The 22,571-nt window shown below is 43.4% G+C and carries 19 protein-coding genes; 17 read left to right on the top strand and 2 right to left on the bottom strand.

What is annotated here, in order from left to right:
• Window positions 1-97: 97 nt before the first annotated feature.
• The 8 genes from OCV65_RS07290 to OCV65_RS07255 all read left to right on the top strand — a co-directional run bounded on the left by OCV65_RS07290 (window position 98) and on the right by OCV65_RS07255 (window position 6,683).
• The gene (locus tag OCV65_RS07290; protein ID WP_262581506.1) at window positions 98-1,036 is read left to right on the top strand and encodes a tRNA dihydrouridine synthase; all 939 of its coding nucleotides are present in this window, start codon (window positions 98-100) and stop codon (window positions 1,034-1,036) included.
• A gap of 72 nt (window positions 1,037-1,108) precedes the next feature.
• On the top strand, window positions 1,109-1,594 hold the full coding sequence (locus tag OCV65_RS07285) for a cytidylate kinase-like family protein (RefSeq protein ID WP_118384184.1): 486 nt from the start codon (window positions 1,109-1,111) through the stop codon (window positions 1,592-1,594).
• Window positions 1,595-1,682: 88 nt separating this feature from the next.
• Window positions 1,683-2,378 (top strand): UMP kinase, encoded by a 696-nt coding sequence (pyrH, locus tag OCV65_RS07280; protein WP_118384183.1) that lies wholly within the window; start codon window positions 1,683-1,685, stop codon window positions 2,376-2,378.
• Between the two features lie 19 nt (window positions 2,379-2,397).
• Complete coding sequence (gene frr, locus OCV65_RS07275) at window positions 2,398-2,949, top strand: ribosome recycling factor (protein WP_118384182.1); 552 nt, start codon at window positions 2,398-2,400, stop codon at window positions 2,947-2,949.
• 73 nt (window positions 2,950-3,022) lie between these two features.
• Window positions 3,023-3,739: an isoprenyl transferase gene (locus OCV65_RS07270; protein ID WP_262581505.1), complete on the top strand. Its 717-nt coding sequence runs from the start codon at window positions 3,023-3,025 to the stop codon at window positions 3,737-3,739.
• Window positions 3,732-4,532 carry a phosphatidate cytidylyltransferase gene (locus OCV65_RS07265; RefSeq protein WP_262581504.1) on the top strand — a complete coding sequence of 267 codons (801 nt, stop codon included), beginning with the start codon at window positions 3,732-3,734 and terminating at the stop codon, window positions 4,530-4,532. The genes OCV65_RS07270 and OCV65_RS07265 overlap by 8 nt, the downstream gene beginning before the upstream one ends.
• A gap of 56 nt (window positions 4,533-4,588) precedes the next feature.
• Window positions 4,589-5,620, top strand: coding sequence for an RIP metalloprotease RseP (gene rseP / locus OCV65_RS07260; RefSeq protein ID WP_262581503.1), 1,032 nt, complete (start codon window positions 4,589-4,591; stop codon window positions 5,618-5,620).
• Between the two features lie 538 nt (window positions 5,621-6,158).
• On the top strand, window positions 6,159-6,683 hold the full coding sequence (locus tag OCV65_RS07255) for a nuclear transport factor 2 family protein (RefSeq protein ID WP_262581502.1): 525 nt from the start codon (window positions 6,159-6,161) through the stop codon (window positions 6,681-6,683).
• A gap of 74 nt (window positions 6,684-6,757) precedes the next feature.
• Here the strand turns inward: OCV65_RS07255 and OCV65_RS07250 are convergent, their stop codons facing one another.
• The gene (locus OCV65_RS07250) at window positions 6,758-8,038 is read right to left on the bottom strand and encodes a peptidoglycan-binding protein (RefSeq protein ID WP_262581501.1); all 1,281 of its coding nucleotides are present in this window, start codon (window positions 8,036-8,038) and stop codon (window positions 6,758-6,760) included.
• A 205-nt stretch (window positions 8,039-8,243) separates the two neighbouring features.
• Between OCV65_RS07250 and OCV65_RS07245 the strand changes: the two genes are divergently transcribed.
• From OCV65_RS07245 to OCV65_RS07220, 6 genes are all read left to right on the top strand, one after another.
• On the top strand, window positions 8,244-9,320 hold the full coding sequence (locus OCV65_RS07245; RefSeq protein WP_262581500.1) for a carbamoyl phosphate synthase small subunit: 1,077 nt from the start codon (window positions 8,244-8,246) through the stop codon (window positions 9,318-9,320).
• A 1-nt stretch (window position 9,321) separates the two neighbouring features.
• The gene (gene carB / locus OCV65_RS07240) at window positions 9,322-12,519 is read left to right on the top strand and encodes a carbamoyl-phosphate synthase large subunit (protein WP_262581499.1); all 3,198 of its coding nucleotides are present in this window, start codon (window positions 9,322-9,324) and stop codon (window positions 12,517-12,519) included.
• A gap of 179 nt (window positions 12,520-12,698) precedes the next feature.
• The gene (locus OCV65_RS07235; protein WP_262581498.1) at window positions 12,699-13,271 is read left to right on the top strand and encodes a cell wall hydrolase; all 573 of its coding nucleotides are present in this window, start codon (window positions 12,699-12,701) and stop codon (window positions 13,269-13,271) included.
• A gap of 120 nt (window positions 13,272-13,391) precedes the next feature.
• Window positions 13,392-13,751: a cupin domain-containing protein gene (locus OCV65_RS07230; protein ID WP_262581497.1), complete on the top strand. Its 360-nt coding sequence runs from the start codon at window positions 13,392-13,394 to the stop codon at window positions 13,749-13,751.
• 87 nt (window positions 13,752-13,838) lie between these two features.
• A complete protein-coding gene (locus tag OCV65_RS07225) occupies window positions 13,839-15,221 on the top strand; it encodes a TrkH family potassium uptake protein (RefSeq protein ID WP_262581496.1) in 1,383 nt (460 codons plus the stop codon).
• Window positions 15,222-15,237: 16 nt separating this feature from the next.
• Window positions 15,238-15,882 (top strand): potassium channel family protein, encoded by a 645-nt coding sequence (locus OCV65_RS07220; RefSeq protein WP_262581495.1) that lies wholly within the window; start codon window positions 15,238-15,240, stop codon window positions 15,880-15,882.
• A 67-nt stretch (window positions 15,883-15,949) separates the two neighbouring features.
• Here the strand turns inward: OCV65_RS07220 and OCV65_RS07215 are convergent, their stop codons facing one another.
• Entirely contained in the window at window positions 15,950-17,062 is a 1,113-nt protein-coding gene (locus OCV65_RS07215) for a pyridoxal phosphate-dependent aminotransferase (RefSeq protein ID WP_262581494.1), read from the bottom strand.
• A gap of 99 nt (window positions 17,063-17,161) precedes the next feature.
• Here OCV65_RS07215 and OCV65_RS07210 point away from each other — a divergent pair, with 99 nt between their 5' ends.
• The 3 genes from OCV65_RS07210 to OCV65_RS07200 are packed head-to-tail and all read left to right on the top strand — an operon-like array spanning window position 17,162 to window position 22,505.
• On the top strand, window positions 17,162-20,476 hold the full coding sequence (locus OCV65_RS07210) for a DUF5717 family protein (protein ID WP_262581536.1): 3,315 nt from the start codon (window positions 17,162-17,164) through the stop codon (window positions 20,474-20,476).
• A gap of 3 nt (window positions 20,477-20,479) precedes the next feature.
• Entirely contained in the window at window positions 20,480-21,763 is a 1,284-nt protein-coding gene (locus OCV65_RS07205; protein ID WP_262581493.1) for a DUF5716 family protein, read from the top strand.
• On the top strand, window positions 21,738-22,505 hold the full coding sequence (locus OCV65_RS07200; protein WP_262581492.1) for a hypothetical protein: 768 nt from the start codon (window positions 21,738-21,740) through the stop codon (window positions 22,503-22,505). The genes OCV65_RS07205 and OCV65_RS07200 overlap by 26 nt, the downstream gene beginning before the upstream one ends.
• The last annotated feature ends 66 nt before the right edge of the window (window positions 22,506-22,571 follow it).

The raw sequence follows: 22,571 nt of genomic DNA, 5'->3' as shown, positions 1-22,571 counted from the left end.
TAAGATAAAATCAAGATAAAACGCAGGAAAATGCTCCTGCGTTTTTTGGCAGTAAGTCGTGTAAGACAAAACTGCAGCTGGGATAACAGGAGAGAAAATGGAATTATATTATGCACCAATGGAAGGAATTACCGGATATCTGCATCGAAATGTGAGTCGGGCAGTATTTCCGGATATTGATAAATATATGACACCGTTTATTGCGGCCAATCAGAAGGGGAAGCTTAGTACCAAAGAAAAGAATGACATTTTGCCGGATCATAATAAAGGAATGTATGTGATCCCACAGATTTTGACGAATCAGGCAGACTGCTTTCTGGCGGTAGAACGGACACTACGGGAATATGGATATACGGAATTGAATCTGAATCTTGGCTGTCCGTCTAAGACTGTTGTGACTAAGTATCGTGGCTCGGGATTTTTAGCAAAACCGGAGGAACTGGATCATTTTCTGGAAGAGGTATTTGCCAGAACAGAATGTGAGATTTCACTGAAGACAAGGATCGGAGTAGAAGATGGGGAAGAATTTGAGAGACTGTTGGAAATCTACAACAAATATCCGTTAAAGGAACTGATTGTGCATCCGCGTACACAGAAAGATTATTATCGGAATCATCCGAATATGGAGTGGTATACATACGCTGTGGAGCATGGAAAAGCACCACTTTGCTATAACGGAGATATTACAGATGTGACGTCTTATAAGACATTTATGAAGGCATATCCGGATACGATTAAAGTCATGATTGGAAGAGGATTGCTTGTGAATCCCGGACTGGCAGGAATGCTGAAAGGGAAAGCTGCGCCGTCCAAAGAGCAGATCCGGGAATATCATGACCGGATGTATGAGGTTTACAGAGAGCATATGCCGGGCGACCGCGTGGTGCTCTTTAAGATGAAAGAATTATGGTATTATCTGGCACAGCATTTTACTGATTCTGCAAAATATGCGAAGAAGATCCGTAAGGCAGAGCGGCTTCCGGTGTACGAATCAGCAGTCAATGCGTTATTTGCGGAGCAGGACTTTGTGTCATAATTTCTATTCCATTTTGAAAAGGATATGTTATAATGGGCTTGTGTTTTGGACATTACAAAGGAGGACAGGCTTATGAAACTTGTAATTACAATAAGCAGAAGATACGGAACCGGTGCAAGCCAGATAGCAGGAGAGTTGTCTGAGCAACTTGGGATTCCTGTGTATGATAAGACACATGTGGAAGAAAAAATGTGCAGTAATTCCTATGATTCAGAGGCAGCAGTTATTAAGGAACTGGCTATGAAGCCGTGCATTATACTGGGAAGATGTGCTTCTGAGATTCTGAAGGATCAGAAGAATGTATTTAATATATATGTGTGTGCAGACCGTAAGGATCGTATCGCGCGGATTATGAAGAAGGAGAATATATCCGAAGAAGAGGCTGCGAAGAAGCTGGATACAACGGATGCAGAGCGTTCTGAGTATTATTATGAACATACAGGCAAAGCATGGGGAGATGTGAATAACTACCATATGATCCTTAATACTTCCGATATTGGAGTAGACCGCTGTGCAGATGCACTGATCCGGTATTTTGAACAGAAAGAAATTATATAGATAAATTGCTAATCTGCACAGATCTGTGCTATACTTACTATTAAGTATGCAGTGCTTTGCAGACAAATGAAGAACAAGGAGCAGACTTATGAAAAGAGTGTTATTAAAATTAAGTGGAGAGGCCCTTGCAGGGGATAAGAAAACAGGATTTGATGAAGCAACCTGTATCGGCGTTGCCAAACAGGTAAAGCAGCTTGTGGACGACGGTATGCAGGTGGCGATCGTTACAGGAGGGGGGAACTTCTGGAGAGGACGTACCAGTGAGACAATCGACCGTACCAAGGCAGATCAGATCGGTATGCTGGCAACAGTAATGAACTGTATCTATGTATCTGATATTTTTCGTCATGTAGGTATGAAGACTGAGGTGTTTACACCTTTTGTATGTGGCGCATTTACTACACTGTTTTCGAAGGACAGTGCTCTGAAAGCATTGGATGAAGGTAAGGTAATCTTTTTCGCAGGTGGTACAGGTCATCCGTATTTCTCAACGGATACAGGAGCTGTTCTTCGTGCCATCGAGATCGAAGCAGATACGATGCTGCTTGCCAAGGCGATTGACGGTATCTATGACAGTGATCCGAAGGTGAATCCGGAGGCGAAGAAGTATGATGAGCTTTCTATTCAGGACATTATTGATCAGAAACTGGCGGCGATAGACCTGACAGCATCGATCCTCTGTCTGGAGAATAAGATGCCGATGCTTGTATTTGGTCTGAATGAAGAGAACAGTATTGTCAATACCGTATCAGGTAAGTTTAACGGTACGAAAGTAACCGTATAGTATTGAGGAGGATTTTAGAATGAGTGAACAGGTAAGCGTATACGAAAGTAAGATGAAAAAGACACTGGCAAGTCTGGAGTCAGAACTGATGACAATCCGTGCAGGACGTGCCAATCCTAATATCTTGAACAAGCTGACAGTAGATTATTATGGAACACCTACACCGATTCAGCAGGTTGGTAACATTTCTGTTCCGGAGGCTCGTATGATCGTGATCCAGCCATGGGAGAAGAGCATGATCAAAGAGATTGAAAAAGCGATCAACATGTCAGATATCGGCATCAACCCTACCAATGATGGACAGGTTGTACGTCTGGTATTCCCGGAACTTACTGAGGATCGAAGAAAAGAACTGGTGAAGGACGTTAAGAAAAAAGGCGAGCAGGCAAAAGTTGCTGTCAGAAATATCCGACGCGATGGTAATGATGCATTCAAGAAACTGAAGGGCAGTGATGTATCAGAGGATGAGATCAAGGATCTGGAGACAGAACTTCAGAAGGTTACAGATAAATACATCAAAGAAGTAGATAAAGCTGTTGATGAGAAGTCTAAAGAGGTAATGACAGTTTAGGAACATCGCAATATCGGGGGCGGGGCGTGTGTCTCGTCTCCCTTTGCATTGCAATGAGTCAGGAGGATAAGATATGAATGTACCACAGCATGTGGCAATAATTCTGGATGGAAATGGCCGGTGGGCAAAGTCCAAAGGCATGCCGCGTAATTATGGGCATGCACAGGGAAGTAAGAATGTGGAGAGAATCTGTGAAGAGGCGTGGAGATTGGGAATTAAGTATCTGACCGTGTATGCATTTTCCACAGAGAACTGGAATCGTCCGCAGGATGAAGTCGATGCACTGATGAATCTGTTGCGTCGTTATATGAAGACATGCCTTACAACGGCTGCGAAAAATGATATGAAAGTCCGTGTGATCGGAGATATTACCAGACTGGATGAAGATATCAGAAGCCGTATTCTGGAGCTGGAAGAGGCAACAAAGAATAATGGTGGACTGAATTTCCAGATCGCAATCAATTATGGAAGCAGGGATGAACTCGTGCGAGGTATCCGCAGACTTGCGCAGGATTGTGTAGATAACAAGCAGGATCCGGCAGAGATTACGGAAGCCGTGATCGAACGCTATCTGGATACCTATGGGATTCCGGATCCGGATCTTCTGATCCGTACCAGCGGGGAACAGAGACTTTCAAATTTCCTGCTGTGGCAACTTGCATATACGGAGTTTTACTTTACCGATGTGCATTGGCCGGCATTTACGAAAGAAGAACTTATTAAAGCGATCGAGCAGTATAATAAGCGGGACAGACGCTTTGGTGGTGTGAAGGAGGAGCAAAATGTTTAAGACAAGACTGTTAAGCGGAATTGTACTGGTTGCAGTACTGATCCTCACGGTCGGCATGGGAGGTCCTGTGCTGTATACTGTGCTTCTGGCAGCCAGCCTGATCGGTCTGATGGAATTATACAGAACTGTTAAGGTGCAGAATCAGGCACTTGGTGTAGTAGGATATTTGGGTGCGATCGGGTATTATATCTTAATGTATCAGAATAAAATGGAATATATAATGCCGCTTATCATCCTAGTATTGATGCTTGCGATGGCAGTGTATGTATTTGCATATCCTAAGTTTGTGGCTGAGCAGGTTATGACGGTGTTTTTTGGTGTGCTCTATGTAGCAGTAATGCTGTCATTTGTATATCAGACCAGATGCCTGCCGGACGGAATGGTCATGGTATGGCTGATATTCTTAAGTTCCTGGGGATGCGATACCTGTGCATACTGTGTTGGTATGCTGATTGGCAAGCATAAGATGGCACCGATCCTCAGTCCGAAGAAATCTGTTGAAGGCGGAGTTGGCGGAGTCGTAGGTGCAGCACTTCTCGGTGCGATTTTTGCGGCATGTATGAATCATTTCGCAAGTGCAGATGTAAGTCCAGTACTCTGTGCAGTGATCTGTGGCGTCGGCGGTGCGATCTCTCAGATTGGCGATCTGTCAGCATCTGCGATTAAGAGAAATCATGAGATTAAAGATTACGGTAAGCTGATTCCTGGTCATGGCGGTATCTTAGACCGTTTTGACAGTGTGATCTTTACCGCACCGATTATCTATTATCTGACATTGTGGCTGATCAAATAACAGATGCAGAACGATAAGGATATGAGGTTATACTTACTAATTCAGGGAGGCATAAATTGGGGATTATCATAGCAATATTATTGTTCAGCTTTATCGTGATCTTTCACGAGATGGGACATTTTCTGATTGCAAAAGCAAATGGTATAGAGGTGGAAGAGTTTGCACTAGGCATGGGACCACTTTTGTTCTCAAAAGAATATAAAGGAACGAGATACTGCCTGAGACTGCTGCCGATCGGCGGTGCCTGTATGATGGGTGAGGATGACGAGGCAACCGGTTCGGAAGGCAATTTCCACAGCAAATCCGTGTGGGCGAGAATCGCAGTGATTGCGGGAGGTCCGGTGTTTAATTTTATTCTGGCATTTATTTTGTCAGTGATTCTGATTGCTATGGTAGGTTATGACCAGCCGGTAGCAGAACAGGTGGAGAATGGCTATCCGGCTGCGGAAGCAGGAATCCAGCCTGGAGACAGGATTGTCAGGATCGGAAATAAGAAGATCAATATCTTTCGCGAGATTTCGACCTATAATCAGTTCCATCAGGGGGAGACGGTTGACGTTACCTATGAGCACGATGGAGAGAAGCATACGGTTACATTGACGCCAAAATATGATGAAGAGAATCAGTATTACCGTCTGGGAATTTCGAGAGGAGCGAATGAAAAAGCAGGATTTTTCAAGTCGCTTCAGTATGGTACGTATGAGGTGAAATACTGGATCTGTACTACAGTATCCAGTCTGAAGATGTTAATTATGAGACAGGTGGGCATAGATCAGATGTCAGGCCCTGTCGGAATCGTCGGTGTGGTGGATGAAACGTATCAGGCATCGTCTCAGTATGGCGTGTCGACTGTGATCGCCAGTATGCTGAACATTGCAATTTTGCTGTCGGCGAACTTGGGTGTAATGAATCTGCTTCCGATTCCGGCACTGGATGGAGGCCGCCTGGTATTTCTATTTGTAGAGGCAATCCGCAGAAAGAAGATACCGCCTGAGAAAGAAGGCTATGTGCATCTGATCGGATTTGCACTGCTGATGGCACTTATGGTAGTCGTATTGTTTAACGATATTCGAAAATTAATTATGTGATAAGGAGGATGTATCTGTGGCATGTCTGAAGAACATGCTGTGGATACATCTTTTTTGTATCGCGATGAGTCAAAGTCCTAGTTGGCTAAGGACCTTGACGACCGCGTCCAATCTCAGAACGTGCCTTTTGGCACTTCCGATGATTATAGACTGAGATTATAAGTCGTTTTTCCAGCTGTTGTTTCTTCATCTCAAATTAAAACTCCCATTTCTGACGTCTTCCCTGGGTAATCTTAATTACCCTTACACTCTTATATTGTCATAACTTACTGGTTGGTTGCAAAATATATCGCAAAAATATTATGAAATTTTAAAGTATTTATTATTTGTTGATAAAACACTATTCATCAAAGTACTGCTTAAAGCAACAGGAGCTTAAACTTGTGTGCGCAAAATATTTAAAATCTGAAAATGTTAATAAAACTTCAGAAAGGTCTACAAAAAAACTGATAATAGCTACTAAAAAAATAACAAAGTGCTATACTGTACTTATATGATTTAAGATCTATAATAAATAATAAAAAAGGAGACAAAAGACATGGAGAACAAAGACATCGAAACATTATTGGCAAAAGAGGCAATTCGCGATCAGATCTATACATATTGCCGTGCTCTGGATCGAATCGACAATGAATTGGGTTACAGTGTGTTTGCTGAAGACAGCAAGGTGAACTATGGACCAACATTCCCGAAGGGAACCGGAAGACAGTTTATTGATAACATGCTGAACCAGCATCGTCATATGATATCTACCCATCATATGATGACCAACATTTTGATTAAGGTAGATGGTAATAAGGCAGCAAGCGAGACTTATATGTATGCTGCTTGCAAATTCCCGAAAAAGTTGAAAGGCGGCAAGAAATCTACATTCACCGTAGAAGCAAGATGTCGTGATATTGATAAATGGGAATGCAGAGATGGCAAATGGCTGATTGTAGAAAGAGTAGTTGCCGGAGATAATACGATGATTGTTGTTCCTGGCCAGGATCTGGAGAATTACAATACAGAACGTAATAATAAAAAAGATCCATCTTACAAATTCTTTGCAGATTTTGAGTAATATATAATATATATAGTAAAAGAACGTATGATTTAACAGGGCTCCGGGCAAATATTCCCAGAGCCTTTTGCTTTTTAGGATAATTCTGCGATCCGTGATACGCCGACATAGATTTCTGAAATTTTATACCAGGTGGAGTAATCGGTCACACCGGTTTGAGGAAGCCCAAATACGGACTGGAATACGCGAACGGCTTCGGCTGTGGCAGGACCATAGATGCCGTCTGCGTTGATTTTTGGAATTGCCGGATAAGCACCGGCGATCACATTTAACTGCTCCTGCATCTGGCGGACTTTATTGCCGGAAGAACCGATTTCAAGGTCATAGCCGGGCCATGAGGATGGAATGCCGGAAATAGCTTCAGCAGTGTTGATGTACATGTTATCGCCGTAATAGTAGCGCAGGATTTCAATCGGTGTGTAGCCCTGATCGCCAAGGGACTTGGAACCCCACTGCGTCATCCAGCCGTTGCTGGTGCACTGTACCTGTCGGCCGTCGCAGTACTGGGTGAGGATTGGCTGGCGGACATTCGGACGGGACAGATAGTCGGCAAATAGTTCGTCTACAATGACAGAGATGGTGTCGAAGATGTTGCGCTCCGGGATCCATTTGTGGTCGAAGGCTGTAGAAGATGTGATTGTAAAGTCATATCCCTGATTACGATAGAATTCCGTGTACACACGGTTCAGTGTAAAGGACATGATCGCAAGCACATTTGCCCGGATGGTATTCTCCGGCCAGGTGGCGTAGATCTCACTGGAGGCTACATTTTTAATATAGTCTTTGTAGCGGACGTAGTAATTCTTTGCAGTGCTGTCCCTTGGACTGCCGTCGTGAACGACAATGTATTCCGGAACAACCACACGGCTGAGCACGATTTCGCCGCTTTCGGGAATGGGCTTGATCTCAGATTCTGGGATTTTGGAAGGATAATTGCCGTAAAGGGTATGTGCCGGAATAACGAAGATCTCTTCCTGAGAGGCGTCTTCAGAAGCAGGTGCGGTGACAGGATTCAGAGCGATATTCTGCAGGGCAGTTACGTCTGCCAGAATCTCTGCACCGGCAATGGTGACTGGCTCATAGCCTTCTGCGGTAACTTGAAATGTATATTCGGAATAGGGCTGTACTTCATTTTCGGGATTCGTACTGTATTCGACAGGCGGAGCCGGGAGATCGATGGTTTCGGTCTGTCCGGACGAGTTGGTTGTGAGTTGTTCCAGCGTGCTTTCTGGAACTCCGGTATAGGAGATGCTTATAGATGCGTCTGCGATAGGATAAGCGGTGATAGAAGAGGTAAGGCTGATCTGCAGACGACCGATATCTGGGTGGTCAGGAGAACTGATAACTTGAGCCATGATAATTGTATAACCTCGCAAATTCTGTTACAATAATATATGTGTATAAGAAGCGTATGTGAATAATGAGAAAAGCTATCGTTTCATGCATGCATTTGATTATGCACAATATAAGGGTTGAAAAATGTTAAAACTTGTTGTATAATTACGACAATTTGGACATTTATAGTTTACAAGACAAAATTGGAAGGGAACAGGTGGACATATGAAAGCATTTCTTATCTTGGAAGATGGGACAGTTTTTACCGGAACCAGCATAGGTTCGACAAAGGATGTAATCAGCGAGATTGTTTTCAATACTTCGATGACGGGGTATCTGGAGGTGCTGACAGATCCTTCTTATGCAGGACAGGCCGTGGTAATGACATATCCATTGATCGGCAATTACGGTATTACATCAGACATGGAGTCAAAAAAGGCATGGCCGGATGGTTATATTGTAAGGGAGCTGTCAAGAATACCTAGTAACTTCCGCTCGGAAGGCACGATTCAGGATTTCCTGAAGGAGCAGGATATTCCGGGTATTGCAGGAATTGATACAAGAGCATTGACAAAGATACTCCGTGAAAAAGGAACCATGAACGGTATGATCACTACGAATGAGAATTATAATGTAGATGAGATTGTTCCGAAGCTGAAAGAGTATAGAGTGGGAGATGTAGTTACTGTGACTACATGCTCAGAAAAAGAAGTTCTTCCTGGCGATGGCCCGAAGGTTGCGTTGATGGACTTTGGTGCTAAGAATAATATTGCCAGATCTTTAAATAACAGAGGCTGTGAAGTTACGATCTATCCGGCACATACATCTGCGGAAGAGATTATCGAAAGCCATCCGGACGGCATCATGTTATCCAATGGCCCTGGGGATCCGGAGACCAACGTATCTATTATCAAAGAGATCAAGAAATTGTCCGAAACAGACATTCCAATATTTGCTATTTGTCTGGGACATCAGCTGATGGCCCTTGCTCATGGCGCTAAAACATACAAGTTGAAATATGGTCACAGAGGAGGCAATCATCCGGTAAAAGACCTGAGTAATAACCGTGTATACATTTCTTCGCAGAACCATGGATATGCGGTAGATGCATCAACTGTAGATGCGGATGTGGCGAAAGAAGCATTTGTAAATGTTAACGATGGAACCAATGAAGGACTTGCATACATTGGTAAGAATATTTTTACTGTACAGTTCCATCCGGAGGCTTGCCCTGGACCACAGGATTCCGGATATCTGTTTGACCGCTTTATTGACATGATGAACAACAGGGAGGAGAAGTAAGATGCCTAGGATAAAAGATATTAAAAAAGTACTTGTAATCGGATCGGGACCAATCGTAATCGGTCAGGCAGCAGAATTTGATTATGCAGGAACACAGGCATGTCGTTCTCTGAAAGAAGAGGGAGTAGAGGTTGTCTTACTGAACTCTAACCCTGCAACTATTATGACTGATAAGGACATTGCAGACCGTGTATATATCGAGCCGCTGACCGTAGAAGTAGTAGAGCAGCTGATAAAGAAAGAGAAGCCGGACAGCGTACTTCCTACACTGGGCGGACAGGCTGCGCTTAACCTTGCTATGGAGCTTGAGGAAGCTGGTTTCTTAAAAGAGAATAACGTACGTCTGATCGGTACTACATCTGAGACGATCAAGAAAGCCGAAGACCGTCTGGAATTCAAGAAGACCATGGAGAAGATCGGTGAGCCATGTGCAGCTTCACTGGTCGTTGAAAATGTGGAAGACGGCGTCCAGTTCGCTGAGAGCATCGGATATCCGGTTGTGTTAAGACCTGCTTATACACTGGGCGGAAGCGGCGGCGGTATCGCTCACGACAGAGTACAGTTGGTGGAAATTCTGGAAAACGGACTTCGCCTGTCTCGTGTTGGTCAGGTACTGGTAGAGCGATGCATCGCAGGATGGAAAGAGATTGAGTACGAGGTAATGCGTGACAGCAACGGTAACTGCATTACCGTATGTAATATGGAAAACATTGACCCGGTTGGTGTACATACCGGAGACAGTATCGTAGTAGCACCTTCTCAGACACTGGGTGATAAAGAGTATCAGATGCTGCGTACATCTGCACTGAATATCATCAGTGAGCTGAATATTACCGGTGGATGTAATGTGCAGTATGCGCTGCATCCGGATACATTCGAATACTGTGTAATCGAGGTTAACCCTCGTGTGAGCCGTTCTTCTGCGCTGGCATCTAAGGCAACAGGATATCCGATTGCTAAGGTTGCTGCTAAAATTGCACTCGGTTACACACTTGATGAGATCAAGAACGCAGTTACTAAGAAGACTTATGCAAGTTTTGAGCCGATGCTGGACTACTGTGTAGTTAAGATCCCGCGTCTGCCATTTGATAAATTTATCAGTGCCAAGAGAACACTGACAACTCAGATGAAAGCTACCGGAGAGGTTATGAGTATCTGTGATAACTTTGAAGGAGCGCTGATGAAAGCTATCCGTTCTCTGGAGCAGCATGTGGACAGTCTGATGTCTTATGATTATTCGTATCTGACAGGAGAGGAACTTTTGGAAGTACTGAAAGTTGTAGATGACAGACGTATCTGGAAGATTGCAGAAGCAATCCGTCAGGGTATCAGCTATGACGAGATTCACAGAGTGACCAAGATTGATAAATGGTTTATCGATAAGATTGCACATCTGGTAGAGGTAGAGCTTCAGATGAAGCGCAGCGCACTGGATGAGGATCTGCTTCGCGAAGCGAAACGTATGGAGTTCCCGGATAATGTGATTGCTGAGATTACAGGACACACTGAGCGCGAGATTCATGACATGCGCCATCAGTATGGCATTACTGCAGCATATAAGATGGTAGATACCTGTGCGGCAGAGTTCGCGGCAGAGACTCCATATTACTATTCTGTATATGGCAGTGAAAATGAAGTGACAGAGACGAATGACCGTAAGAAGGTTCTGGTACTCGGTTCTGGTCCGATCCGTATCGGTCAGGGTATTGAATTTGACTTCTGTTCTGTACACTGTACCTGGGCATTTGCAAAAGAAGGATATGAGACAATTATCGTAAATAATAACCCGGAGACGGTAAGTACAGACTTTGACATTGCAGACAAGCTGTATTTTGAGCCTCTGACACCGGAAGATGTAGAAAGCATTGTAGATCTTGAAAAACCGGACGGAGCAGTAGTACAGTTTGGTGGACAGACAGCGATCAAGCTGACAGAGTCTCTGATGAAGATGGGCGTGCCGATCCTTGGTACATCTGCTGAGAACGTAGATGCAGCAGAGGACAGAGAGCTCTTCGATGAGATCCTTGAGAAGTGTGAAATCCCGAGACCGACCGGCGGTACTGTATTTACAGCGGAGGAAGCAAAAGAAGTTGCGAACCGTCTGGGATACCCGGTTCTGGTAAGACCGTCTTACGTACTTGGCGGACAGGGTATGCAGATTGCAATTGATGATCACGATGTGGATGAATTTATTGGTATTATTAACCGTATCGCACAGGATCATCCAATCCTGGTAGATAAATATCTACAAGGCAAGGAAATTGAGGTTGATGCCGTATGCGATGGCGAAGATATCCTGATCCCTGGTATCATGGAACATATTGAGAGAGCAGGTATCCATTCCGGAGACAGTATTTCTGTATATCCTGCAAAGAGTATTACAGAGAAGACAAAGAAGACGATTGAAGAGTATACAAAGAGACTCGCACAGTCTCTGCACGTAATCGGTCTGATTAACATCCAGTTCATTGTATGTGGAGAAGATGTGTATGTAATTGAGGTGAACCCGAGATCCAGCCGTACCGTACCGTATATCAGTAAGGTTACCGGTATTCCGATTGTTCCGCTTGCATCAAAAGTTATTATGGGACAGAAGATCAAAGATCTTGGATATACACCGGGATTGCAGCCGGAAGCAGATTACTTTGCAGTGAAGATGCCTGTATTCTCCTTTGAGAAGATCCGTGATGCAGATATCAGCCTTGGACCAGAGATGAAGTCTACCGGAGAGTGTCTGGGTATTGCAAAGACATTTGATGAGGCATTGTACAAGGCATTCCTTGGTGCAGGAATCAAGCTTCCGAAGTTTAAGAATATGATCATGACAGTAAAGGATGAAGATAAAGAAGAAGCTGTTGAGATCGGACGCAGATTTGCTAATATCGGATATAAAATTTTTGCTACGGCAGGAACAGCAGAGACTCTGAAGAATGCCGGAGTAAAGGCAATTGCTGTCAATAAGATCGAACAGGAATCTCCGAACCTGATGGATCTGATCCTTGGACACAAGATCGATCTGGTTATCGATACACCGCCACAGGGAGTAGAGCACTCTAAGGATGGATTTGTGATTCGCAGAAGCGCAATTGAGACAGGAGTCAATGTACTGACTGCGATTGATACAGCCAAGGCACTGATCACCAGTCTGGAGAACACAGATATTCAGAAACTGACATTGATTGATATTGCAAAATTATAGCAAGCCAGTCAATTTTTACCAGTTCTGGAATGCATCTGTAATTGAATTGAATAAGTAAAGATGTTATGATGCCCTCGTTATCGCATGTAACAATTTTGTAATAAATGTAATAAACTCGAAAAAAATGAGTATACTTTATTAACAAAATAAAATATGTAACAGGAGGGCATCATTTTATTATGTTTAAATTAAATAATTGCAGATGGCGTATGGCGTTAGCAGTGATCGTGGCACTAAGCATAGGGTTTAGCAGCCAGGCGGCAGAGATTGACCAAATAGGTACACCGGAGAGCACAGCAATTCTAACTGTCGGGCAGGTTGTCAAAAGTGCGCCTGGAATAGAGTGTATTAAGAAAAACAAAATTCAGACCGAGTTACAGACAAAGCTTACATCAAAGATAGAAGAAACACTAAAAGAAGAAGAGAGAGCTGAGGAACTTCTGGCTTCCATTATTTTCTGTGAAGCCGGCAACCAGTCTTTTACTGGACAGGTAGCAGTGGGGGCTGTGGTATTGAATCGTATGGCAAATGAAGCATATCCAGATACCATGGAGGAAGTGATTTATCAGCCGGGGCAGTTCTGCCCGGCAGGAAGCGGATGGCTGGACAGAGTGCGTAGTACGGATGGATATACGGAATCGGCTATGCAGGCGGCGGAAGCAGCACTTGCCGGAGAGAATCCGATCGGTGACTGCCTGTATTTTGACCAGGGAGGATATGGCTATCAGATTGGTGCACATTATTTTCATTAAGCTTATGCAGAGAGACCGATGGCATATGATTTTCAGAATAGTCTGACAGACAGGCTTCTAAGTTGAATTACAGAATGGATTCGTGTATAATCAAAAGTACACGAGAGGAGGAAGAGCACAATGGAGAAGATGCTTAAAACAACAGCTAAGGACAGAGTAACAAAGATAGCAGAGCATGTAAATGGCGGTGCGGGATTTATCATGAAAGAAGAGTTGATTACGCCTGAACAGCGCGGTGAACATTGCGGTTTGCTGAATCGGATCACTTTGAAGCCAAACTGTGAGATCGGTCATCATGAGCATCACGGTGAAGCTGAGATGTATTACATTCTTGAGGGAACCGGAATGTACGAAGAAGATGGTGAAGCGGTGGCAGTGGAAGCAGGTGATGTGACTTATTGTGAAGACGGACATGGACATGGTCTGAAGAACAATGGTAAGGAAGAACTCGTCATGGTGGCTGTGATCCTGAAAAGATAGTCCTATATAGAATAAGCTGAAAATATCCTATACAGTCTCTGGCTCAATCAGGAATTGTATAGGATATTATTGTGAAGGGAAAAATGAATGAGACAAGAGGGAAAGAAAAATCTCAGATGGAATACGATGAAAATATTGGCAGTTGGGTTCCTGGGGGTAATTCTTATTGGTGCTGTGCTTTTGTGGCTTCCAATCTGTAACGAGAAGCCGATCAGCTTCTTAGATGCGTTGTTTACATCTACGACATCTGTTTGTGTGACAGGGCTTATCACAATTGTCCCGAAGTATCAGTTTACGATTGTTGGAAAAGTGGTGCTTCTTTTACTGATCCAGATTGGTGGATTGGGAATTGTAGCATGTGTAGCTGCTTTTTTTATGATTATGCGTCGCAAGATTACTCTGAAAGAACGTATTGTGATTCAGGAGACTTACAACATGGATTCGCTTGGCGGACTGGTGGGGATGGTCAGGAGGATACTTCTTGGAACACTGGTTGTCGAGGGCGCAGGAGCGGTATTGTATGCAATTCAGTTTGTGCCGGACTTTGGATTGCTAAAAGGAGTCTGGTATGGTGTGTTTCATTCTGTTTCAGCATTCTGTAATGCCGGAATTGATATTCTTGGAGAAGACAGTCTTGCAAAATATGTGACGAATCCATTGATTAATATTACTACTATGCTTCTGATTACGCTTGGCGGAATCGGCTTTACCGTATGGTATGATGTGGTAGACAATGGCAAGAGAATCCGGCGACATGAAGTGCCGCGGAAATGGTGGTTTACAAGACTGAGACTTCATACAAAGATAGTATTGGTCACCTCACTGGTGCTTTTCTTATTGGGAACGATCCTGACATTTATATTGGAATATAATAATCCGGATACGATTGGCAACTTAAGTATCGGACAGAAGTTTATGGCTTCTGCATTTCAGTCGGTAACGACAAGAACAGCAGGATTCTTTACGTTTCCACAGGCGGGAATGCATGAAGAAACAGGATTTCTCAGTACGATCCTGATGTTTATCGGGGCTTCTCCGGGCGGAACCGCAGGTGGATTAAAAACAACGACATTTGCCATGCTTTTCTTAGCATTTCTTACGATGCTACGTGGTGGTCATGATATTGAATGCTTTGGAAGAAAGATTGACGAGAACAATTTTCGAGTGGGATTTGTAGCGATCATGCTGGCACTTGGAGTATATATTATTGGAACTACGGCGATTGCAGTGATTGAGCCTGATAATATAGGGTTTCAACGGATTATGTATGAGACGGCATCCGCATTTGCGACAGTTGGACTGACAGCAGATCTTACGACGAAATTACATACGGGAAGTAAGATCGTTCTGATGATCCTGATGTACATTGGAAGAGTCGGTCCTATGACAATTGCACTTTTATTTGCGGGAAAAGTAAATTTGAAGGAAAAGTTGAGAACGCTGCCGTCAGAGAGGATAATGATCGGATAATACGTGGAGGATAATGATGAACAAACAATTTGCAGTATTTGGAGTAGGAAAGTTTGGCGAAAGTGTGGCTGTGGAATTGCAGAGACTGGGCTGTGAAGTAATAGCAGTGGATAAGGATATGGAGCGGGTAGAGCACATTGCGGATTCCGTATCTTATGCTATGCAGGCAGATTTTGGTGATCCGGATTTTATCTATTCACTCGGAACCCGTAATCTGGACGGTGTGGTCATTGCGGAATCGGTTAATCTGGAAGCAAGTATTATGGCGACTGTTATCTGTAAGGAAATTGGTGTTCCGTATGTTGTAGTCAAGACAAAGAACGAAAGGCATGCAGAGATACTTAAGAAGATTGGAGCAGATGCTGTGATTTCCCCGGAAAAGGAAATAGGAATCAAGCTTGCAAGAAATCTAATGAAGGCAAGCTTTGCGGATTGGATTGCGCTGTCGCCAGATTACAGTATTGCGGAATCAGAAGTGCCGAAAGCATGGATAGGCAAGAGCCTGAAAGAGCTGGATATACGTAAAAAATATGGAGTGATTGTGGTTGGGATTAAGTGGAATAGTCAGGTAGAGGTGAATCCCGATCCGGATGAAAAACTGAAGAAAGATATGATCCTGATATTAGTGGGAGCTAATAATGATCTTCGTAAGATTGGATAAATTAGATAAAATAGCAGTCGTTTCGAGAAGTAAATGCGAAACGGCTGCTATTGACATTTTATAATCGCTATGCCAGTGATTTGGCAAGACAGTGAAGCAGTCTTGTGTTATCTTCTGGAAGCATGATGCAGAAACGGATATATTCGCCCGGCAGTCCTTCAAACGATGAACAGTCGCGGATCATCATGCCATGGCGGATTGCCTGATCAAAGATATCAAAAGATGTCAGGTCATCCCGGAGTATCTTAACCAGAATGAAATTGGCGTATGCCGGATATGCCTTAGCGTAACGGAAAGAATTCAGTTCATTGAGAATACGTTCCCGTTCGGAAAGGATCAGGGAACGCGTTTTCTGAATAAAATCTTTGTCCTGCAACATGCGCACGCCTGCATAAGCGCCCAGACTGTTCAGACTCCATGGGTTCTGGTGCTTTTTCAATGTATCCAGGAAAGCCTGGTTACTTGTGACACCGTAGCCCAGACGGAGTCCCGGAGCTGCATAGAACTTGGATACACCGCGCAGGATCATCAGATTATCGTAAGTAGCTGCTAACGGCATGGCGGTAATTTCGGACACATCTGGAGCAAATTCTACATAGGTCTCATCGATCATTACGAAAATATCTCTTGAATTACAGAGCTCAAGAAGAGAGCGAAGCTCGTCTTTTTTCATAGCTGAGGAAGTAGGATTATTAGGATTACACAGAATCACAAAATCTACGTCATCAGCCAGAGCTTTGGCAAAATCATCAATATCCAGATGAAAGTCATGTTCTTCAGAAAGATTGTATTCGGAAATGCGTCCACCTGTGAGTGAAAGCTCCCGTTCATATTCAGAATAGGTTGGTCCGATGACCATAGCATGTCTGGCATTTCGTTCACTGATCAGCAGAGAGATCAGTTCGGTGGAACCATTGCCGGTTACAACGTGTTCCATCTTGACACCACAGTAATCCGCAATTGCAGAACGGAGTTCTTTGTAATCGCGGTCCGGATAACTGGTGATCACATCCAGATGTTCAGCCAGGTCTTTCTTTAATGTAGCAGAAAGTCCTAATGGGTTCACATTAGCACCAAATTTGATAATACTTTCTGCAGGAATCTTATAATATTGTTCGATTTGTTCGATATCACTTCCGTGAAAAGCAGGACGATCCTGCTGAATATTCTTCTCAGACATAATAATCTCCTATATTTTGTGGTTGGTATTGCCTTTAAACATGAAACAATGCTATACTTCATTATAGTATGTTTAAAGAAAAAAGCAATGCAAGAAGAGGTGGATGGCTTGAAAAATAAAATTAAAAAGTTTTCAAAAGGAGATTTTCAACTGGCGCAGCCGCAGGTTGTCTTTCCGGATACAAGCCTGATTCTCACCATTGGTGAAGGGGAAGTTTATAAGGGATATTTCATGATCAAGAATCGAGGGGAAGGCTCTATCAGAGGGCTGGTATACTCGTCTTCTTTTCGTATGCGTTGTCTGGAACAGGGATTTGAAGGGAATCCGGTAAGAGTAGAATTTGAATATGATGGCAGAGGACTGCTGCCGGGACATGTGGAGCAGGGCACATTTACCGTTGTGTGTACCGGAGGAGAATATACGATTCCGTTTACAGCATTGATAGAGAAACCTTATGTAATGACGAATTACGGTAAGGTGCAGAATACGGATGATTTCCGAAGACTGGCGGTTAAGGATTATACAGAAGCATTGAAGTTATTCCGTTCCCGTGAATTTTATGAAGTGTTAAAATACGAGGATAAGCGTATCTTTTATTTATATGATAATATGCGCAAATGGTCTCTGGATGAAGCTGCTATGGAAGAGTTTCTGGTAGGTATTAAACAGAAAGAATGCATTTTCCTGACACTTCCGGGGGAAGGTATGCTGTTTCAGGACGTGAAGGAGATTACCAAGCAGACGCTGACAGTGATCAAGAATACCTGGGGATATATGCCGGTTCAGATCCAGACAGAGGGTGAATTCTTAAGCGTCAGCCGCAACCGTTTTACGACAGACGATTTTGTGGGCAATGTATACCAGGTAGATTTTCTTGTGAAGCCGGACGGCCTGCATGCAGGACGTAACTTTGGTAAGATCCATCTGATCACTCCGTATGAGATTCTGAGTTATGATGTGGAGGTTATGCAGAATGGCTCCTATGATGAGAATCATCGAGAGATCGAATTTTTGATGGCACAAGTAGTAAAGGAACATGTTTCCTGTGTGGCAGGCCGCATGACGTTGGATAAATGGACAGAGAGTGCTGTGGATAAGGTGAAGAAGATGCGTCAGATCGATCCGCTGGATGAGTATCTTCAGTTATTTCAGGCACATGTATATATTCATGGCAATCAGATCGAAGATGCCAAGTGGATTCTGGAGAATTATAATTATAACCGGTTTGCGATCGGTAAGAATCCGAAGGTGAATGCTTACTATCTGTATCTGACGGCATTGGTGCGTGGACATGGAAGTCATATGGATCGTGTGATAGATGAGGTTGGTAAGATTTATCTCAGACAGCAGGATTCGACCATGCTTCTGTTGATGCTTCTGGATATTGACCCACAGTATCGGGACAAGGGCAGACGTCTGGCGGCACTGGAACAGCATTATCAGAATTATCGGACCAATGGAGTCTTATTTCTGTTAGAAGCATTTCAGTGTTATGAAGAGAAGAGCCTGCTTTTGAAGAAGCTTGGACAGTTCGAGATGATGGTATTGAATTTTGCATCAAAATATCGCCTGATTTCCAGAGAAATGGCCATGTATGTGGCTAATCTTGCCAGCCAGCAGAAAAATTACAGTGAATTTCTGTTTCATATTCTGGAACGGTTATATAAGCTTTATGCAGAACCGATGATCCTGAATGCAATCTGTACGCTGCTCATCAAGGGCAATAAGCTGGATAACCGTTATTTTGTATGGTATCAGAGAGCGGTTAATGAAGGATTTAAGATTGCACAGCTTTATGAGTATTATATGTCTACGATTGAAGAAGATGATGTGAGAGAAGCATTGCCGAAGTCTATCTTTCTGTATTTTATGCATGGTAACACACTGAATTATAAAAAAGCAGCACTGCTTTATGCGAATCTGATCACTTATGAAGAGAATGCCAGTGATCTGTATATCAGCTACCGGGAGCAGATGGTGGCGTTTGCATGGGAACAGCTTATGAAGCGTCATATTACGGAATCGCTGAAGGTGATTTATAAGAAGTTCTGTACAGAGGAAGAGATGACCGGAGAACGTCTGGAAGCTATGCGTGATATCTGCCATGCATATCTGGTGAAGACTAAGGTGCATAATCTGAAATGTGCCCTGGTCATTGAAAAGGATGGTACAGTAAAGCAGAGAATTCCGTACAGACCGGATGGTATGATCGTTTATCTGTACGATAAGGAAGCAAGGATTATCTGGCAGACCATGGATGGAGGATATCATACGGATTCCATTGCATTTGAGACGAAGCGTCTGTTCTATGAACCACGTTATCTGGAAATGTGCAAGAAATACATGTCCAGAATTTCCAACTGGGGTGCAGAGAATAATAAACTGGAAGTGAATTTTGAAAATATCCGGAAGAATGGTATCAGGGCTTTTGATGAAAAAGAGGTATTTCGTCTGTGTAGTAAGACGATCCGTGAAGAGGATTATGATGAAGACGAATTTATGCTGTATCTGAGCTATGAGCTTTTTAAGAGACAGCAGTATGATAAAATGACACTGACCTATCTTGCTGATTATTACTGTGGTTCTACACGGAATATGAAAGTGTTGTGGAAAGTGGCGAAAGATTACGGAATTGCTGTGACCAAGCTTGGTGAGCGTATTATTACGCAGATGCTGTTCTCGGAAGATATGTTTGCAGAAGAAGATATATTTATTGATTATTATCTGAATGGAAATCCATATTTCCGCCTGAAACAGGCATACCTTGCTTATGTGAGCAGGGAATATGTAGTGTATGGAAGAAGCGTAGGTGCCTCCATCTTTGATATCATTATGAATGAAGAGAAAAATGATGAGGATCTGGCAGATATCTGTAAAGTGGCTCTGCTGAAACGTTTTGCCGGAAAAGAGTATGGAGAGGAAGAGGGAGAGATCCTGCATCGTTTCCTACGGGAAATGTGTGAGCGTCAGCTGGTATTTCCGTTCTATATGGAATACGAGGAGTCGTGGCTCAGAGAGGCACAGATTTACGATAAAACTATGGTGAGTTTCCAGGCATCCCATGGAGGCAGAGTGCGTATTACGTATAAGATGCGCCGCGGTGATGTGGAAGATCTTGGCTACCAGACAGAGAGTCTGATGCCGGTATATGAGAATATCTACGTGAAAAGCTTCGTGTTATTCCAGGATGAACAGGTTCGCTATTCATTCTGTGAGACAAGTGGCAAGAAGTCCTATACGGATCCGGAAGAGGTGCTGAAACAGGAACGGAAGGTGCCAGAGATTGGTAAATATGGCAAGTTGAATGCTATGGCGGGTATGGCACCTGCAAGAAAGAAACAGGCAATGATCGAGTATGAACAGGAAGCATATCTGGCTGAACGGATCTTCGGCAAGACAGGCAGCAGGAGGTAACAGGTGAGAGCAGATAAAATACTTGGAATAGAATTGAATGAGAAATTTTGCCAGATCAGTTATTACGAACCGGAAAAGCATGAGCCGGAGACACTGGAAGTGTCAGTGGATAATTTTCAGATTCCGATGATCCTAGGTAAATTACAGGATGAATGGGTATATGGAAAGGATGCTGTACAGCTTGCATCGGTGGAAGAAAAATGCACGGTATCTGATCTTTATACCAAAGCAGTCAAACAGGAAAAAGTTAAGATAGGCGGACAGGTTAAGGATGGAGTATGGCTTCTGGCCAAGTATCTTCAGCTTGCTCTGGAACGGTTTGAAAATATAGAGCGGATTACATTCTCCGTTCCGAAGACAGATATTGATATCAGTAAGATGTTGAAAGGTATGGGAAGATTTCTGGGGATTCCAAAGGAGAATATAGCAGTTCAGGACTTCAAAGAGAGCTTCTGCCATTATATGTTTTATCAGCCCAAGGAACTTTGGCAGTATGAGGCCGCATTGTTTTACTGTGACCGCAATGAGATCCGTGCTTATATGCTGCGGAAGTTAAAGACGGTCAGCGGCAGAGGCGCAGATATGTTTGTAACCGTAGATCAGGTGGCAAATGCACAAATGAAAGAGCTGGCGGCGGTTTACCCGGTACTGAATGTGGATAAGGCAAAGGATGCCGATGAACGGTTCCGTGCATTTATCCAGAGTGTATTTGAGAAAAAAGTCGTGTCTTCTGTATTCCTGACAGGGGAAGGCTTTGAGAATAACTGGTATCCGTTATCCCTGAAGGTACTGTGTAACGGACGGCGTGCATTTATCGGTAATAATTTATATAGTAAAGGTGCCTGCTATCATGCGTGGCATCAGACCAGAGAAGAGGATGAAATCCCGGTTTATCTGGATGACAGCAAGATGATGGAACAGGTGTGTCTGCGTATGCGGGTACACGGTAAGGAGGGCTGGTATCCGATCGTGCAGTGGGGAAGCCACTGGTATGAATCCGACGGACAGTGGGAGGTGCTTCTGGAAGATACTTCGGATATTGAGATTCATATTGAATCGCTGGCAACCGGAGAATTAGAGGCGGAGACTGTCTCGTTGAAAGGGCTTAAAAGCAGGAGAGATTATGCGCTCCGGCTTCAGATTGAGACCATCTTTTTGGACGAACGTACCTGCAAGATCATTTTTAAGGATATCGGATTCGGAGAATTTTATCCGGCATCGGATTTTCAGGTAGAGAAGATCATACATTTAGGAGGAAGTCATGGGCAGTTTAATTCTTTGTCATAGAAAAAAAGCAAAGCATCCATATGAAATCACCAGAATTCATATGCATATCTATACCATAGAAGAACTCTGCTATTATTTCTGCAATAATCTGTATCTGATCGATTATACGATCATCAATAAAAAGCTGTGTGACTGGCTGGAAGAGGAACTGGAATTAGACGATCTCGCTGCAGAACTCAGGGTATTGTTAGATCAGAACTGCACGACAGAACAGTTCCTGCTGACGGTGCTGAGTCATGCTGCGATTTATTCTGCAGCGGAGATCACCAAGATTCACAATGTACTGGAACATTTGAAGAATCAGAACGAAGTAGAACGCGAGAAATACAAAGCAGATAATCTATTGAATTCCGGTGAGACTGCATCTGCGATTCTTGTGTATCAGTCTATTGTGAACAAGGACTGGGATGAGTCCATTGGCAAAGAATTCTACAGCAAAGTATACAGCTGCCTTGGTGCGGCATATGGCAAGATGTTTCTGTATGAAGAAGCTGCACATATGTATGAGAGAGCTTATGAGGTGAATCCGGATGCTTCTATTTTAAAACCGTACCTTTATTGCTGTTACAGATATTTGCCGGAGGATGCTTATGGGAAAATGCTGTCCAAAGAGCAGACATATCTGAATCTGAACAGTGAACTGAAAGAAGATATGAAAGAAGCCTTGCAGCAGGCAGATCTGGATATTGAAGCGCAGGTTTTGGAAAAGTGGAAGCGTGAGTATCGGAGAACGGATAATTGATAATTGATTTTTCGAATACGCTATATTATAATCATGTATGTCATTGAGTGTTGAACTATGAATATT

It is taken from the genome of Dorea ammoniilytica, assembly GCF_025567415.1.
Lineage (GTDB): Bacteria > Bacillota > Clostridia > Lachnospirales > Lachnospiraceae > Claveliimonas > Claveliimonas ammoniilytica.
The sequence above is the reverse complement of the archived record's forward strand: the minus strand, read 5'-3'. Positions and strand labels throughout refer to the sequence as shown.

What these genes read in the sequence shown, in the direction of transcription:
- OCV65_RS07290 (WP_262581506.1), top strand. Translation starts at nt 98, where the DNA reads ATGGAATTATATTATGCACCAATGGAAGGAATTACCGGATATCTGCAT.
- OCV65_RS07285 (WP_118384184.1), top strand. Translation starts at nt 1,109, where the DNA reads ATGAAACTTGTAATTACAATAAGCAGAAGATACGGAACCGGTGCAAGC.
- pyrH (WP_118384183.1), top strand. Translation starts at nt 1,683, where the DNA reads ATGAAAAGAGTGTTATTAAAATTAAGTGGAGAGGCCCTTGCAGGGGAT.
- frr (WP_118384182.1), top strand. Translation starts at nt 2,398, where the DNA reads ATGAGTGAACAGGTAAGCGTATACGAAAGTAAGATGAAAAAGACACTG.
- OCV65_RS07270 (WP_262581505.1), top strand. Translation starts at nt 3,023, where the DNA reads ATGAATGTACCACAGCATGTGGCAATAATTCTGGATGGAAATGGCCGG.
- OCV65_RS07265 (WP_262581504.1), top strand. Translation starts at nt 3,732, where the DNA reads ATGTTTAAGACAAGACTGTTAAGCGGAATTGTACTGGTTGCAGTACTG.
- OCV65_RS07255 (WP_262581502.1), top strand. Translation starts at nt 6,159, where the DNA reads ATGGAGAACAAAGACATCGAAACATTATTGGCAAAAGAGGCAATTCGC.
- OCV65_RS07250 (WP_262581501.1), bottom strand. Translation starts at nt 8,038, where the DNA reads ATGGCTCAAGTTATCAGTTCTCCTGACCACCCAGATATCGGTCGTCTG.
- OCV65_RS07245 (WP_262581500.1), top strand. Translation starts at nt 8,244, where the DNA reads ATGAAAGCATTTCTTATCTTGGAAGATGGGACAGTTTTTACCGGAACC.
- carB (WP_262581499.1), top strand. Translation starts at nt 9,322, where the DNA reads ATGCCTAGGATAAAAGATATTAAAAAAGTACTTGTAATCGGATCGGGA.
- OCV65_RS07235 (WP_262581498.1), top strand. Translation starts at nt 12,699, where the DNA reads ATGTTTAAATTAAATAATTGCAGATGGCGTATGGCGTTAGCAGTGATC.
- OCV65_RS07230 (WP_262581497.1), top strand. Translation starts at nt 13,392, where the DNA reads ATGGAGAAGATGCTTAAAACAACAGCTAAGGACAGAGTAACAAAGATA.
- OCV65_RS07225 (WP_262581496.1), top strand. Translation starts at nt 13,839, where the DNA reads ATGAGACAAGAGGGAAAGAAAAATCTCAGATGGAATACGATGAAAATA.
- OCV65_RS07220 (WP_262581495.1), top strand. Translation starts at nt 15,238, where the DNA reads ATGAACAAACAATTTGCAGTATTTGGAGTAGGAAAGTTTGGCGAAAGT.
- OCV65_RS07215 (WP_262581494.1), bottom strand. Translation starts at nt 17,062, where the DNA reads ATGTCTGAGAAGAATATTCAGCAGGATCGTCCTGCTTTTCACGGAAGT.
- OCV65_RS07200 (WP_262581492.1), top strand. Translation starts at nt 21,738, where the DNA reads ATGGGCAGTTTAATTCTTTGTCATAGAAAAAAAGCAAAGCATCCATAT.